Source organism: Enterobacter sp. DVT3837 (assembly GCF_056238685.1).
The window spans coordinates 177174-191560 of sequence record NZ_JBWDLA010000002.1 but is presented as its reverse complement, the minus strand read 5'-3'; the positions used below and the strand labels follow the sequence as shown (position 1 = coordinate 191560).

Sequence of the window (14387 nt, the reverse complement as noted above, 5' to 3'; positions counted from 1 at the left end):
CGCTCTCCAGCTACACGGCAAACCACAATTGTACTGTGTTTTCAGCCGGGCGGATCACACCCGACTGAAAAACCCTTCATTTAGCAGGCTTAAACCGTTTTATGCTCAACGGCGATAAACATTTCGATATCCCAGTAGCCGTCTGCATTGCCATCATTAAGATAGCGCTCGAAACAGGGTTTAGGGGCAATCTGGTATTTATTGTCCTGTAGAAGGGAGTTGAAGAATTGATACCACGGGGTCGCAAAGTCGTAGTTTTCCACGCGCGCCATCGCCACGGCATAATCACCGGCCACGATTTCCGTCATCATGACGCCTTCGCTGTTTTCCGGAATAACGAAATCGTCCGGTACCGTCACAGCCGTATCACAGCGCAGTTTTTCTGCCGGAACTTCATCCGGGTTATCGTAATAAACTGCAACCCACTCAAGCGGCTGAATGTGGCGACCGTCCACCCACATCACCAGCTGTTCAAAGCCCTGTTTTACCGTTTGTTCCCACGGTCCAACCAAATGAAAACCGGCAATCTTACGTTTCTGTTGCTGCTTAATGCTGTAGTCCATGCTGCCTCCACCCATTACTGTATATTTATACACTATAAAGCAGATTTTAACTGTTCAGCAAACGAAGAGTGTTTATTATGTGAGCAGACTCGCAACCCTGCCAGTCTGCTCACAAGCATTAACAACGGTATTTAAAGTGAGTGATGAAGGTAATCGCTCAGACGAGAGAAGACACCGCCTTTATCAACGGCTTCCAGGGTGACCAGAGGCCAGTGTGCAACCACTTTGTCACGGTCATAGAGCTGAATCTCCCCAACCCGCTGATGCGCAGCAATCGGTGCTTCCAGCTCTTTTTTATCCAGCACATATTTGGCTTTGATGTTCGGGACTTCCGCTTTTGGCAGCGCCAGCCAGAAGTCCTGGTCGGTACCCAGTTTCACCTGCTCCTTATCGCCGTACCAGATACGCTCTGTACCTACTTTTTTACCGTTTTGCAGGATCTGCACCGTATCGAAATTCTGCTGCCCCCAGTGCAGCAGTTTACGGGCCTGGTCCTCACGCCCTTTCGGACTGTCGGCCCCCATCACCACCGCGATTAAACGGCGCTGACCATCAACTGCGGAAGCAATCAGATTAAAACCTGCGCCCGAGGTGTGCCCCGTTTTAAGCCCATCAACGTTCATGGTTTTATCCCACAACAGGCCGTTACGGTTTTGCTGGGTGATCCCGTTCCAGGTGAGGCTCTTTTCACTGTACATATGGTAAAAATCAGGTTCGCCATGAATGATGGCCCGGGAGAGGACGGCCAGGTCATAAGCGGAACTGTGCTGTCCTGGCGCATCCAGCCCATGAACGGTTTCGAAATGGGTATCGCGCAGGTTCAGCTTTTGCACATAGTCGTTCATCATCTTCACAAACTGCGGCTGCCCGCCCGCCACGTGATCGGCCAGCGCCACGCAGGCATCGTTACCGGAATCCACAATCAGACCACGGCTCAGGTCGCGCACGGTGACGCGATCGCCCTCTTTCAGAAACATCAGCGACGAACCGTCAAAAACCGGGTTGCCTTTTGCCCAGGCATCGCGCCCGACGGTCACAACGTCATCGGGGGAAATACGATGGCTATCAATGGCCCGATCAACCACATACCCCGTCATCAGCTTGGTCAGGCTTGCCGGATTACGTTGTTGATGTTCGTTGCCCGCCGTTAAGATTTGACCAGTCGTGTAATCCATCAGCACCCAGGAGCCAGCCTGAATAGCAGGAGGCTGCGGCGAAAAATCCAGTGGTTCGGCCGCAAAAGCAGATGAGACACTCGAAGCGAGTAAAGAAACAGCAATAAACAGACGGCGTTTCAACGGTATATCCTCAGGTCATTAAAAATCGCTGACCTTTTTACGGGAGTTCTGATGTCGTTACCTGGCTTAATTGCAAAAAAATGTGACAGGACGCAGATTTTTCTCTGAAGCTGACGCGCAAATTTGCGCGGCTGCGGCGCTTTTTATTCGGTCTGACCCGCACGATCGTTTACCATAGTGACGTCATTTTTTAACAGGATGGTATTACTGGTGTCTGACTCTGCCGCTCGCCCGACTTTTTTATTTCACGACTACGAAACCTTTGGTACGCACCCGGCGCTGGACCGACCGGCGCAATTTGCCGCCATCCGTACCGATGACGACTTCAATATTATCGGCGAGCCTGAGGTCTTTTACTGCAAACCGGCTGATGACTACCTGCCGCAGCCTGGGGCCGTTATGGTTACCGGGATTACCCCGCAGGAAGCGCGGGAAAAAGGCGTTAACGAGGCAGAATTCGCCCGACGCATCCACGATCTGTTCACCGTCCCCAATACCTGCGTGGTGGGTTATAACAACATCCGTTTTGATGATGAAGTGACGCGCAATATTTTCTATCGCAACTTCTACGACCCGTATGCCTGGAGCTGGCAGAACCGTAATTCTCGCTGGGATTTACTCGACATCATGCGCGCCTGCTACGCATTACGCCCGGAAGGTATTAACTGGCCGGAGAATGATGAAGGACTGACGAGCTTCAGGCTGGAACATCTGACGCGCGCCAATGGCATTGAGCACAGTAATGCCCACGATGCGATGGCAGACGTGTATGCCACCATTGCCATGGCGAAGCTGGTGAAAACCGCTCAGCCAAGGCTGTTTGAGTATCTGCTGAGCCACCGCAGCAAACAGAAATTGACCACGCTGATTGATGTACCGCAGATGAAACCGCTGGTGCATATCTCCGGTATGTTCGGTGCCTGGCGCGGCAACACCAGTTGGGTTGCGCCACTGGCCTGGCATCCGGACAACCGTAATGCGGTCATTATGGTGGATTTAGCTGGCGATATCTCGCCGCTGCTGGAACTCGACAGCGCTACCCTGCGTGAACGGCTTTACACACCGAAAAATGAACTCGGCGATCTGCCTGCGGTGCCGGTTAAACTGGTGCATATCAATAAATGTCCGGTACTCGCGCAGGCCAATACGCTGCGCCCGGAAGATGCTGACAGACTGGGCATTAACCGACAACACTGCCTGGATAACCTGAAAGTGCTGCGCGAAAACCCACAGGTGCGCGAGAAAGTCGTCGCCATTTTTGCAGAAGCAGAACCGTTCGTTCCGTCTGAAAACGTGGATGCCCAGCTATACAACGGTTTCTTCGGCGATGCCGACCGCGCGGCGATGAATATCGTCCTGCAAACCGAGCCGCGTAACCTGCCGGCACTGGATATCACGTTCGCTGATAAGCGCATTGAAAAGTTGATGTTTAATTACCGTGCGCGTAACTACCCGGGAACCCTCGATGAAGCGGAACAGGAACGCTGGTTGCAACATCGTCGTAATGTCTTTACGCCAGAGTTCCTGCATAGCTATGCTCAGGAGCTGGAGATGCTTTATGCTCAGTATGAAGGGAATGCTGAAAAACAGGCACTGTTGAAATCCCTGTTCCAGTACGCACAAGAGATAGTCTGAATTAGAGATATAAAAAAACCGGAGGCGATGGTCTCCGGTTTTTTTTAGTGCGTTAAAACTCAGGCAACGTCTTCGTACTGAGGAACCGGGTTGCGGAAGCTTTTTGTTACGCAAGCCAGGTAAATCAGACCGATAGCACCCCAGATCAGACCCAGAACCATAGAGCTCTCTTCCAGGTTAATCCACAGTGCGCCAACAGTCAGCGCGCCACACACTGGCAGCACCAGATAGTTGAAGTGGTCTTTCAGCGTTTTGTTGCGCTTCTCACGGATCCAGAACTGCGAGATCACAGAGAGGTTAACGAAGGTGAACGCCACCAGAGCACCGAAGTTAATCAGCGCAGTTGCTGTCACCAGGTCAAATTTAATCGCCAGCAGAGCAATAGCACCAACCAGCAGCACGTTCCATGCAGGAGTACGCCATTTCGGATGAACATAACCAAAGAAGCGAGTCGGGAACACACCGTCACGGCCCATCACGTACATCAGACGAGAAACACCTGCGTGTGCCGCCATACCGGATGCCAGTACGGTTACGCTTGAGAAGATCAACACGCCCCACTGGAAGGTTTTACCTGCCACGTACAGCATGATTTCAGGCTGTGACGCATCCGGATCTTTAAAGCGAGAGATATCCGGGAAGTACAGCTGCAAGAAGTAAGAGGCACCGATGAAGATCATACCGCCAATCAGCGCGGTCAGGAAAATCGCTTTCGGGATCACGCGCTCAGCGTCTTTGGTCTCTTCTGACAGAGAAGAGATACCGTCAAAGCCGAGGAACGAGAAGCACAGAATCGTCGCACCGGTGATCATCGGCACTACATGCGCACCTTCAGACCAGAATGGACGCGTGCTGGTCAGTGTACCTGCACCTTCACCGTGAGAAACACCGTAGATGATCAGGCCAACGATTACCGCAACAATACCCATCTGCAGAATAACAATCAGGGTGTTGAAGTTCGCCACGGTCTTGATGCTGCGCAGGTTAGAGATGGTCATAAAGGCCACCAGCGCCACAACGAAGATCCACGATGGTACGGAAGGTACCAGCGCTTCAAAGTAAATTTTTGCCAGCAGAATGTTGATCATCGGCATGAACAGGTAGTCCAGCAGTGATGACCAGCCCACCATAAAGCCTACCGCCGGGCTAATGGATTTCTGAGCATAGGTGTACGCAGAGCCTGCGGACGGGAAACGGCGAACCAGTTTACCGTAGCTCAGCGCAGTAAAGAGAATAGCGACCAGTGCAAAGGCGTACGCCGTTGCAACGTGACCGTCAGTAAGGCCTGATACGATACCGAATGTATCGAACAGCGTCATTGGTTGCATATAGGCCAGGCCCATCATAACAACCGGAATCAACGTAAGTGTTTTACGTAATTCCACGCGAGAGGTGTTTGGAGTTGCGTTATGCGACATAGTTATTCTCCTTTACGGTGATAACCGCCACGTAAGCGAAAAATTGCCCCATTTCTTTATTCCTCAGCGACAACAACTGTCGGATTTTAGTAAATATCTATCCGGTACGAAGCCCGGCCTCTTGGTTTTTAGTTTCGTTTCGTACATGCAAAAAAAAATAACCGACGCCTTTTATATCGTCGATTATTCATTTGGTTGCAGCGGCCGCATTTTGCCCCACATCGGATACAAAAGGCAATACTTTGCAATGCCCTGGGTGATTTTCTTTTTGCTAACTGGCTGATTTCTCGACGCTGGCCTGAGAGTAAACGGCAGCGATAGCACTATTTGCTAAAATTTCGTCTCGCCACCAGCTGCTTGCCAGTCCAGAGGTTTGTTCATTCCAGCCCACCCACGCTGATTCATTACTGCTTTGAGCAAGCACCTGTTTTTCAACCAGCGCCCCGCTATCAATAAACCGCTGCGCAAGATAACGAGGCAAATAGCCGCAACCCAGACCACTGATTTGCAATTCCAGCTTGGTTTTAAAATCAAAAACGGTAATGGCTTCCTGCTCATCAAGTAATTGCGAGGAAACCGCACACTCTGGCCGTGAACTGTCCCCCACCACAATCGCACGGTAGCCTTTAATAATCCGGCGATTAATAGGCTCCGGCTCCTGAGCAAGCGGATGATGCGGCGCAACGGCAAAAACCTGCTCCAGCACGCCCAGACGGGCAAAACCAAAATCACTCAACTGGGGAGGTTCATGGAGTGCACCGACGAAAATATCCGCCCTTCCCTGGATTAACGCATCCCAGGAACCGCCCAGCACACCGTTTATAAAGATAAGCCGGGTTACGCTGTGGTGTTGATAAAATGTCTCAATCAGCGGCGTAAGAAGCGAAAATGGAAAGGTATCATCGACTCCTATAACCAGCTCATTTTCCCATCCCTGATGAAGCTTGACGGCCTGCTTTTCCAGTTCGCGAACGGTATGGAGGACTTCACGTCCTTTTTCCAGCAGCATCTGCCCGGTACGGGTAAAACGCGCGCGGTGCCCGGAGCGATCGAGGATCTGAATATTGAGATCGCTTTCCAGTTTTTGAACGGTGTAGCTCAGCGCCGAAGGGGTTTTGTAGAGCTTTGCTGAGGCGGCTGCAAAGCTCCCTTCTTTTTCCAGTGCATCCAGAATAATAAGAACATCAAGCAGCGGTTTCATGCTCGCCCCCTTCTGGTGTGCGATCGTCTCCGCTGCGAGACTTATTCCATGGGCATCACCAGCGGATCGGGATACTGATACTCAAATCCCAGCTCATGGCAAATGCGATTGCCATCAACAATTTTGCCTTTGCTTTCATCCTTTGTCTCACCAAAAACCGGCGGAGCCAGGCCCAACTGACGTGCCATTAGCGGGTAAAACGTACTACGCGTCGGATGAGAAGGCGCACATATATTATAGATGTGTCCACCTTTTGGAGCCTGTAAGAGTAGCTCAATTGCGCCAATAACATCGTCAAGATGCACAAGATTGACAACATGTTGCCCGTCTGGCGCTGATTTTCCGGCAAAAAAACGTCCCGGATGGCGCCCTGGCCCCACCAGCCCCGCCAGACGGACGATATCAACCTGCGTGCCGGGTAGATTATGCAGCCAGTCTTCCAGCTCTTTCAGTACCTGGCCGCTCACGGTAACAGGATTGCGCCCGGAGCTCTCTTTCACCACACCTTCGACATCGCCATAGACTGATGTCGAGCTGGTAAAAATAATGCGCGGAACATGGTGTGCCAGCGCGCTGTCGACAATCTCCTGCATCGCCTGCAGATAAAACGACTCGCCCGGACCACTGCGCCGCGCGGGTAGCGTAATTACCAGCGCATCGACGTTCATCAGCGTGTCCAGATCGTCAGCATCACACACCAGCTCGGGTTCCAGACGCAGTTCGACACCATCAATACCGCACATACGCGCTGCTTCTACCCCATCCGCCGTGGTTTTGCTCCCGGTCACTTGCCAGCCTTTCGCGGCTAATGACATCGCCAGCGGCATTCCCAGCCATCCTAAACCGACAATCGCGACCTTTTTCATGCGAATTCTCCTGACTCGTACTCGTCTTTCATAAGGCTACGCCAGCCCGGCAGAACACACAATTCATAGCATCAATATGAAATGAATTAATGATCAAAAAAAGCCCTTGCAATATGTTGCACAACTGGTTTAGGTTAAAAGACATCAAATGAATAAGCATTCATCGAGAATTTATATGACACGCGTTCAATTTAAACACCACCATCATCACCATCATCCTGACTAGTCTTTCAGGCGATGTGTGCTGGAAGACCTTTGGATCTTCCAGTGGTGCATGAACGCATGAAAAAGCCCCCGGAAGATCTTCTTCCGGGGGCTTTTTTTTGGACCAAATTCAGACAGGTTAAAACAGGTTAACGAGGAATAAAGAATGTTAGATAACTCACGTTTACGCATAGCTATTCAAAAATCAGGTCGTTTAAGTGACGACTCACGCGAACTGCTGGCCCGCTGCGGGATCAAAATTAACCTGCACACCCAGCGCCTGATTGCTCTGGCTGAAAACATGCCCATCGACATTCTGCGCGTGCGTGATGACGATATCCCAGGCCTGGTGATGGATGGCGTCGTTGACCTTGGCATCATCGGTGAAAACGTGCTGGAAGAAGAACTCCTGACCCGCCGTGCACAGGGCGAAGACCCGCGTTACTTCACCCTGCGTCGCCTGGATTTCGGCGGCTGCCGCCTGTCGCTGGCAACGCCGGTCGATGAAGCCTGGGATGGCCCGGCTGCACTGAACGGCAAACGTATCGCCACCTCCTACCCTCACCTGTTAAAGCGTTACCTGGACCAGAAAGGCGTGCAGTTTAAATCCTGTCTGCTGAATGGCTCTGTTGAAGTCGCCCCGCGGGCAGGTCTGGCGGATGCCATCTGTGACCTCGTCTCAACTGGCGCGACGCTGGAAGCGAACGGCCTGCGCGAAGTGGAAGTTATCTATCGCTCAAAAGCCTGTCTGATTCAGCGTGACGGCGACATGGCCGATGCCAAGCAGCAGTTGATCGACAAGCTCCTGACCCGTATTCAGGGCGTGATCCAGGCGCGTGAATCCAAATACATCATGATGCACGCGCCAACCGAGCGTCTGGATGAAGTGATTGCTCTGTTACCAGGCGCCGAGCGCCCAACTATTCTGCCACTGGCGGGCGATCAGCAGCGCGTGGCGATGCATATGGTCAGTAGCGAAACCCTGTTCTGGGAAACCATGGAAAAACTGAAGGCGCTGGGGGCAAGCTCTATCCTGGTGCTGCCAATTGAGAAGATGATGGAGTAACGGCCATGGGTTTTAACACAATCATCGACTGGAATAATTGTAGCGACGCGCAACAGCGCGAGCTGCTGATGCGCCCGGCGATTTCTGCCTCAGAAAGTATCTCTCGTACCGTGGCAGAGATCCTCAATAACGTCAAAGCTCGTGGCGATGACGCGCTGCGTGAATACAGTGCCAAATTCGACAAGACTGAAGTGGATGCGCTGAAGGTTACCGAACAGGAAATCATTGATGCCAGTAATCGTCTGGGTGATGACATCAAGCAGGCGATGGCCGTCGCGGTGAAAAACATCGAGACCTTCCACACCGCGCAAAAGCTGCAAACTGTGGATGTTGAAACCCTGCCTGGCGTGCGTTGCCAGCAGGTGACCCGCCCGGTAGCGTCCGTTGGGCTGTATATCCCTGGCGGTTCGGCTCCACTGTTCTCCACCGTATTGATGCTGGCTACCCCGGCGCGTATCGCGGGTTGTCAGAAAGTGGTGCTCTGCTCTCCTCCACCGATTGCTGACGAGATTCTTTATGCGGCGAAGCTTTGCGGCGTGCAGCAGGTCTTTAAAGTGGGTGGCGCGCAGGCGATTTCAGCTCTTGCGTTCGGGACGGAATCCATTCCTAAGGTCGACAAAATTTTTGGCCCGGGCAACGCCTTCGTGACCGAAGCCAAGCGCCAGGTCAGCCAGCGTCTGGACGGTGCGGCAATTGACATGCCTGCCGGTCCGTCTGAAGTATTGGTCATTGCCGACAGCGGCGCTACGCCCGACTTCGTCGCGTCCGACCTGCTGTCTCAGGCGGAACACGGCCCTGACTCGCAGGTCATTCTGCTGACGCCGGATGCCGATATGGCAACACGCGTCGGCGAAGCCGTCGAGCGCCAGCTTGCTGACCTGCCCCGCGCCGAAACGGCACGTCAGGCGTTAGCCGCCAGCCGTCTGATTGTGGCGCGCGATCTGGCGCAGTGCATTGCCATCTCTAACCAGTACGGCCCGGAGCACCTGATTATTCAGACCCGAAATGCACGCGATCTGGTCGACAGCATCACCAGCGCAGGTTCGGTTTTCCTGGGTGACTGGTCACCGGAATCCGCTGGCGATTACGCGTCCGGCACCAACCACGTCCTGCCGACGTATGGTTATACCTCAACCTGTTCAAGCCTCGGCCTGGCGGATTTCCAGAAACGCATGACCGTGCAGGAACTGTCCCGTGAAGGATTTGCCTCGCTGGCATCCACCATTGAAACGCTGGCAGCCGCTGAACGCCTGACCGCCCACAAAAATGCCGTTACGCTGCGCGTTGCAGCCCTGAAGGAGCAAGCATGAGCATTGAAGAATTAGCCCGTGAAAATGTCCGTCAACTGACTCCGTATCAGTCTGCACGTCGTTTAGGTGGTAAAGGTGATGTCTGGCTGAACGCTAACGAATTCCCGACAGCGGTCCAGTTTGAGCTTTCTCAGCAAACCCTGAACCGCTATCCGGAATGCCAGCCAAAGGCCGTTATCGAAAACTACGCGCAGTATGCAGGAGTGAAGCCGGAGCAGGTGCTGGTCAGCCGTGGAGCCGATGAAGGTATTGAGCTGCTGATCCGCGCCTTCTGCGAGCCGGGCAAAGATGCGGTGATGTACTGCCAGCCTACCTACGGCATGTATAGCGTCAGCGCGGAAACCTTCGGTGTGGCGTGTCGCAACGTCCTCTCGCTGAAGAACTGGCAGCTGGACCTGCAGGGCATTGCCGATAATCTCGATGGTGTAAAGGTGGTGTTTGTGTGTAGCCCAAACAACCCGACCGGGCAGATTATCAACCCGCAGGATATCCGTACCCTGCTGGAGATGACGCGCGGCAAAGCCCTGGTGGTCGCTGACGAAGCCTACATCGAGTTCTGCCCGCAGGCGACGCTGACAGGCTGGCTGGAAGAATATCCGCACCTGGTCGTGCTGCGTACGTTGTCGAAAGCCTTCGCCCTCGCCGGTCTACGTTGTGGATTCACGCTCGCCAATAAAGAGGTCATCGACCTGCTGTTGAAAGTGATCGCCCCTTACCCGCTCTCCACGCCGGTTGCCGATATTGCAGCACAGGCGCTGACCCCACAGGGGATCAACGCGATGCGCGATCGTGTGGCGCAAATCCTGGAGGAACGTCAGTATCTGGTGACCGCCCTGAAGGATATCCCGTGCGTGGAGCAGGTGTTCGATTCGGAAACCAACTACATCCTGGTGCGTTTCACTGCATCCAGTGCCGTATTTAAATCTTTATGGGATCAGGGCATTATCTTACGAGACCAGAATAAACAACCTTCCCTGAGCGGGTGCCTGCGCATTACCGTAGGCACCCGAGCAGAGAGCCAGCGCGTGATTGACGCCCTGAAAGCGGAGAAAGTATGACCCAGAAGATCCTTTTTATCGATCGTGACGGCACCCTTATTTCGGAGCCACCAGCCGATTTTCAGGTTGATCGTTTCGACAAGCTGGCTTTTGAACCGGACGTGATCCCCGTACTACTTAAGCTGCAAAACGCCGGGTATAAGCTGGTGATGATCACTAATCAGGACGGTCTGGGTACCGACAGCTTCCCGCAGGCGGACTTTGACGGTCCGCATAATCTGATGATGCAGGTGCTGACCTCTCAGGGCGTGGTCTTTGATGAAGTGCTGATTTGCCCACACATGCCGGCCGATGAGTGCGACTGCCGTAAGCCGAAAGTAAAACTGGTGGAGCGCTATCTGACGGAAGATGTGCTGGATAAAACCAACAGCTATGTCATCGGCGATCGCATCACCGATATTACGCTGGCGGAAAACATGGGTATTGCGGGGTTGCGCTACGATCGTAACGGTCTGAACTGGGCGAAAATTGGTGAGCAGCTAACCAAACGTGACCGCTATTCCCACGTTGAACGTAACACCAAAGAGACGCAGATTGACGTGAAGGTCTGGCTGGATCGCGAAGGTGGCAGCAAGATCCACACCGGTGTGGGTTTCTTCGACCATATGCTGGATCAGATTGCCACCCACGGCGGTTTCCGCATGGAAATTACCGTAAAAGGCGACCTTTATATTGACGATCACCACACCGTGGAAGATACCGGCCTGGCGCTGGGTGAAGCCCTGAAGCTGGCGCTTGGCGATAAGCGCGGCATCAACCGTTTTGGCTTTGTCCTGCCGATGGACGAGTGCCTGGCGCGCTGCGCTATGGATATCTCCGGACGCCCGCACCTGGAATATAAAGCCGATTTCAACTACCAGCGCGTGGGCGATCTCAGCACTGAAATGGTTGAGCACTTCTTCCGTTCATTGTCATACACCATGGGCCTGACGTTGCACCTTAAGACCAAGGGCAAAAACGACCACCACCGCGTGGAGAGTCTGTTCAAGGCTTTTGGCCGTACCCTTCGCCAGGCGATCCGCGTGGAAGGTGACGCCCTGCCTTCATCGAAAGGAGTGCTGTAATGAATGTGGTGATTCTGGATACCGGATGCGCCAACCTGAACTCCGTAAAATCGGCGATTGCGCGCCACGGCTATGAGCCGGTGGTGAGCCGTGACCCGGACGTGGTGCTGCGCGCCGACAAACTCTTTTTACCGGGCGTGGGAACCGCGCAGGCCGCGATGGATCAGATTCGCGAACGCGAGTTGGTCGACCTGATCAAAGCCTGTACCCAGCCGGTGCTGGGCATTTGCCTGGGTATGCAGATCCTGGGCCGCCGCAGTGAAGAGAGCAACGGCGTCGACCTGCTGGGCATTATTGAAGAAGACGTGCCGAAAATGGCCGACCACGGCCTGCCTCTGCCGCATATGGGCTGGAACCGCGTTTACGCCAAAGCAGGTGATCGGTTATTTCGCGGCATTGAAGACGGCGCATATTTTTACTTCGTGCACAGCTACGCCATGCCGGTGAATCCGTACACCATCGCTCAGTGCAATTATGGTGAAGCGTTTACCGCAGCGGTGCAGAAAGATAACTTCTTCGGCGTGCAGTTTCACCCGGAACGCTCTGGCGCCGCAGGCGCGCAGCTGCTGAAAAACTTCCTGGAGATGTGATGATTATTCCCGCTTTAGATTTAATTGACGGCACGGTTGTTCGTCTTCATCAGGGCGATTACGGGCAGCAGCGTGACTACGGGAACGACCCGCTGCCACGTCTGCAGGATTACGCGGCTCAGGGTGCAGAAGTGCTGCACCTTGTGGATCTCACGGGCGCGAAAGACCCGGCGAAACGCCAGATCCCTCTGCTTAAAAATCTGGTTGCAGGTGTTGATGTGCCGGTACAAGTTGGCGGTGGCGTGCGCACTGAAGAGGACGTTGCGGCTCTGCTTGAAGCAGGTGTGGCGCGCGTTGTCGTTGGCTCTACCGCCGTAAAAGACCCCGAAATGGTCAAAGGCTGGTTCCGCCGTTTCGGCGCGGATGCGCTGGTACTGGCGCTGGATGTGCGTATCGACGAACAGGGCCGCAAACAGGTTGCGGTGAGCGGCTGGCAGGAGAACTCTGGCGTGACGCTGGAAGAACTGGTTGCTATTTATCAGCCCGTTGGCCTGAAGCACGTGCTGTGCACCGATATCTCTCGCGATGGCACGCTGGCCGGCTCTAACGTCTCGCTGTATGACGAGGTCTGTGCACGTTTTCCGCAGGTGGCTTTCCAGTCTTCGGGTGGAATTGGCGATCTGAAAGATATCGCCGCGCTGCGCGGTACCGGTGTGCAGGGCGTGATCGTTGGACGCGCCCTGCTGGAAGGAAAATTTACTGTGACGGAGGCGATTCAATGCTGGCAAAACGGATAATCCCTTGCCTGGACGTACGCGACGGCCAGGTGGTGAAAGGCGTGCAGTTCCGCAACCACGAGATCATTGGCGATATCGTCCCGCTGGCAAAACGCTATGCTGATGAAGGGGCTGACGAGCTGGTGTTTTACGATATCACCGCTTCCAGCGATGGCCGAGTGGTCGATAAAAGCTGGGTAGCGCGCGTAGCAGAAGTGATTGATATTCCATTCTGCGTGGCGGGTGGGATTAAGTCCGCTGACGACGCCGCCAAAATTCTCTCGTTTGGTGCCGACAAGATTTCCATCAACTCCCCTGCTCTGGCAGACCCGGAGCTGATTACTCGCCTGGCCGATCGCTTTGGCGTGCAGTGCATTGTCGTTGGGATCGACACCTGGTATGACGACGCAACGGGCAAATATCACGTTAATCAGTATACCGGCGATGAAAGTCGAACCCGTGTGACCCAATGGGAAACTCTCGACTGGGTGCAGGAAGTGCAGAAGCGTGGCGCGGGCGAAATTGTCCTCAACATGATGAACCAGGACGGCGTGCGTAACGGCTATGACCTCGAACAGCTGAAAAAAGTGCGTGCGGTTTGCCACGTCCCGCTGATCGCCTCCGGCGGCGCGGGCACCATGGAACACTTCCTGGAAGCCTTCCGCGATGCAAACGTGGACGGCGCGCTGGCCGCGTCCGTGTTCCACAAACAGATTATTAATATTGGTGAGTTAAAAACGTTCCTGGCCGGCCAGGGCGTGGAGATCAGGGTATGTTAACAGAGCAACAACAGGCACAGCTGGACTGGGAAAAAACGGGCGGACTACTGCCGGTGGTGGTTCAGCATGCCGTTTCGGGCGAAGTACTGATGCTGGGGTATATGAACCAGGACGCGCTGGCTAAAACGCTCGACAGCGGCAAAGTCACGTTTTTCTCGCGCACCAAACAGCGTCTGTGGACCAAAGGGGAAACCTCAGGTCATTTCCTGAACGTGGTCAGCATAACGCCCGACTGCGATAACGACACCCTGCTGGTACTGGCAAACCCAATCGGACCAACCTGCCACAAAGGCACCAGCAGCTGCTTCGGCGAGGCGAGTCACCAGTGGCTGTTCCTGTATCAACTGGAACAACTGCTGGCTGAACGTAAAACAGCGGACCCGGAGAGTTCCTATACCGCGAAGCTGTATGCAAGCGGGACTAAGCGTATCGCACAAAAAGTCGGTGAAGAAGGTGTTGAAACGGCTCTGGCCGCGACCGTGCATGACCGCGAGGAACTGACCAATGAAGCGTCTGATTTGATGTATCACCTGCTGGTGCTGCTGCAGGATCAGGAGCTGGACTTGACGGCGGTGATAGAGAATCTTCGTAAACGGCATAAATAAAAAAACCGGGGAAT

16 protein-coding genes and 1 other annotated feature are annotated in these 14387 nt (G+C 54.0%); of the genes, 10 read left to right on the top strand and 6 right to left on the bottom strand.

Annotation, left to right across the window (positions count from 1 at the left end; all coding sequences use genetic code 11):
- Positions 1-89: 89 nt before the first annotated feature.
- Positions 90-563 (bottom strand): DNA gyrase inhibitor SbmC, encoded by a 474-nt coding sequence (gene sbmC, locus AC0XWG_RS15775; protein ID WP_049008318.1) that lies wholly within the window; start codon positions 561-563, stop codon positions 90-92.
- Between the two features lie 131 nt (positions 564-694).
- Positions 695-1861 (bottom strand): serine-type D-Ala-D-Ala carboxypeptidase DacD, encoded by a 1167-nt coding sequence (gene dacD / locus AC0XWG_RS15770; protein WP_049008316.1) that lies wholly within the window; start codon positions 1859-1861, stop codon positions 695-697.
- 198 nt (positions 1862-2059) lie between these two features.
- On the opposite strand from dacD, the gene sbcB reads away from it, so the two are divergent.
- Positions 2060-3496, top strand: a complete 1437-nt coding sequence (gene sbcB, locus AC0XWG_RS15765) for an exodeoxyribonuclease I (protein ID WP_416233447.1) — start codon at positions 2060-2062, stop codon at positions 3494-3496.
- A 59-nt stretch (positions 3497-3555) separates the two neighbouring features.
- On the opposite strand, the gene AC0XWG_RS15760 is transcribed toward sbcB, so the two are convergent.
- The 4 genes from AC0XWG_RS15760 to AC0XWG_RS15745 all read right to left on the bottom strand — a co-directional run bounded on the left by AC0XWG_RS15760 (position 3556) and on the right by AC0XWG_RS15745 (position 6981).
- Positions 3556-4914, bottom strand: coding sequence for an APC family permease (locus AC0XWG_RS15760; RefSeq protein ID WP_032666924.1), 1359 nt, complete (start codon positions 4912-4914; stop codon positions 3556-3558).
- Positions 4904-4966: a membrane protein YoeI gene (gene yoeI / locus AC0XWG_RS15755; RefSeq protein WP_099458931.1), complete on the bottom strand. Its 63-nt coding sequence runs from the start codon at positions 4964-4966 to the stop codon at positions 4904-4906. Before yoeI ends, AC0XWG_RS15760 begins: the two co-directional genes overlap by 11 nt.
- Positions 4967-5185: 219 nt before the next feature.
- Positions 5186-6115, bottom strand: coding sequence for a LysR substrate-binding domain-containing protein (locus AC0XWG_RS15750; RefSeq protein WP_475680811.1), 930 nt, complete (start codon positions 6113-6115; stop codon positions 5186-5188).
- Positions 6116-6156: 41 nt separating this feature from the next.
- Complete coding sequence (locus AC0XWG_RS15745; protein ID WP_028018499.1) at positions 6157-6981, bottom strand: SDR family oxidoreductase; 825 nt, start codon at positions 6979-6981, stop codon at positions 6157-6159.
- 175 nt (positions 6982-7156) lie between these two features.
- On the opposite strand from AC0XWG_RS15745, the gene hisL reads away from it, so the two are divergent.
- The 9 genes from hisL to hisIE all read left to right on the top strand — a co-directional run bounded on the left by hisL (position 7157) and on the right by hisIE (position 14373).
- The gene (hisL, locus tag AC0XWG_RS15740) at positions 7157-7207 is read left to right on the top strand and encodes a his operon leader peptide (protein ID WP_001364200.1); all 51 of its coding nucleotides are present in this window, start codon (positions 7157-7159) and stop codon (positions 7205-7207) included.
- Positions 7183-7306 (top strand) — a sequence feature (His leader region). (Overlaps the previous gene by 25 nt.)
- A 45-nt stretch (positions 7307-7351) precedes the next feature.
- A complete protein-coding gene (hisG, locus tag AC0XWG_RS15735) occupies positions 7352-8251 on the top strand; it encodes an ATP phosphoribosyltransferase (RefSeq protein WP_028018500.1) in 900 nt (299 codons plus the stop codon).
- Positions 8252-8256: 5 nt separating this feature from the next.
- Positions 8257-9561: a histidinol dehydrogenase gene (hisD, locus tag AC0XWG_RS15730; protein ID WP_475680810.1), complete on the top strand. Its 1305-nt coding sequence runs from the start codon at positions 8257-8259 to the stop codon at positions 9559-9561.
- Positions 9558-10619, top strand: a complete 1062-nt coding sequence (gene hisC / locus AC0XWG_RS15725; RefSeq protein ID WP_475680809.1) for a histidinol-phosphate transaminase — start codon at positions 9558-9560, stop codon at positions 10617-10619. Before hisD ends, hisC begins: the two co-directional genes overlap by 4 nt.
- Positions 10616-11683: a bifunctional histidinol-phosphatase/imidazoleglycerol-phosphate dehydratase HisB gene (gene hisB, locus AC0XWG_RS15720; protein WP_128348762.1), complete on the top strand. Its 1068-nt coding sequence runs from the start codon at positions 10616-10618 to the stop codon at positions 11681-11683. The genes hisC and hisB overlap by 4 nt, the downstream gene beginning before the upstream one ends.
- Positions 11683-12273 (top strand): imidazole glycerol phosphate synthase subunit HisH, encoded by a 591-nt coding sequence (gene hisH, locus AC0XWG_RS15715; RefSeq protein WP_128348761.1) that lies wholly within the window; start codon positions 11683-11685, stop codon positions 12271-12273. The genes hisB and hisH overlap by 1 nt, the downstream gene beginning before the upstream one ends.
- Entirely contained in the window at positions 12273-13010 is a 738-nt protein-coding gene (gene hisA, locus AC0XWG_RS15710; RefSeq protein ID WP_128348760.1) for a 1-(5-phosphoribosyl)-5-[(5-phosphoribosylamino)methylideneamino]imidazole-4-carboxamide isomerase, read from the top strand. Before hisH ends, hisA begins: the two co-directional genes overlap by 1 nt.
- Positions 12992-13768 (top strand): imidazole glycerol phosphate synthase subunit HisF, encoded by a 777-nt coding sequence (gene hisF / locus AC0XWG_RS15705; RefSeq protein WP_028018506.1) that lies wholly within the window; start codon positions 12992-12994, stop codon positions 13766-13768. The genes hisA and hisF overlap by 19 nt, the downstream gene beginning before the upstream one ends.
- Positions 13762-14373, top strand: a complete 612-nt coding sequence (gene hisIE, locus AC0XWG_RS15700; protein WP_128348758.1) for a bifunctional phosphoribosyl-AMP cyclohydrolase/phosphoribosyl-ATP diphosphatase HisIE — start codon at positions 13762-13764, stop codon at positions 14371-14373. The genes hisF and hisIE overlap by 7 nt, the downstream gene beginning before the upstream one ends.
- The last annotated feature ends 14 nt before the right edge of the window (positions 14374-14387 follow it).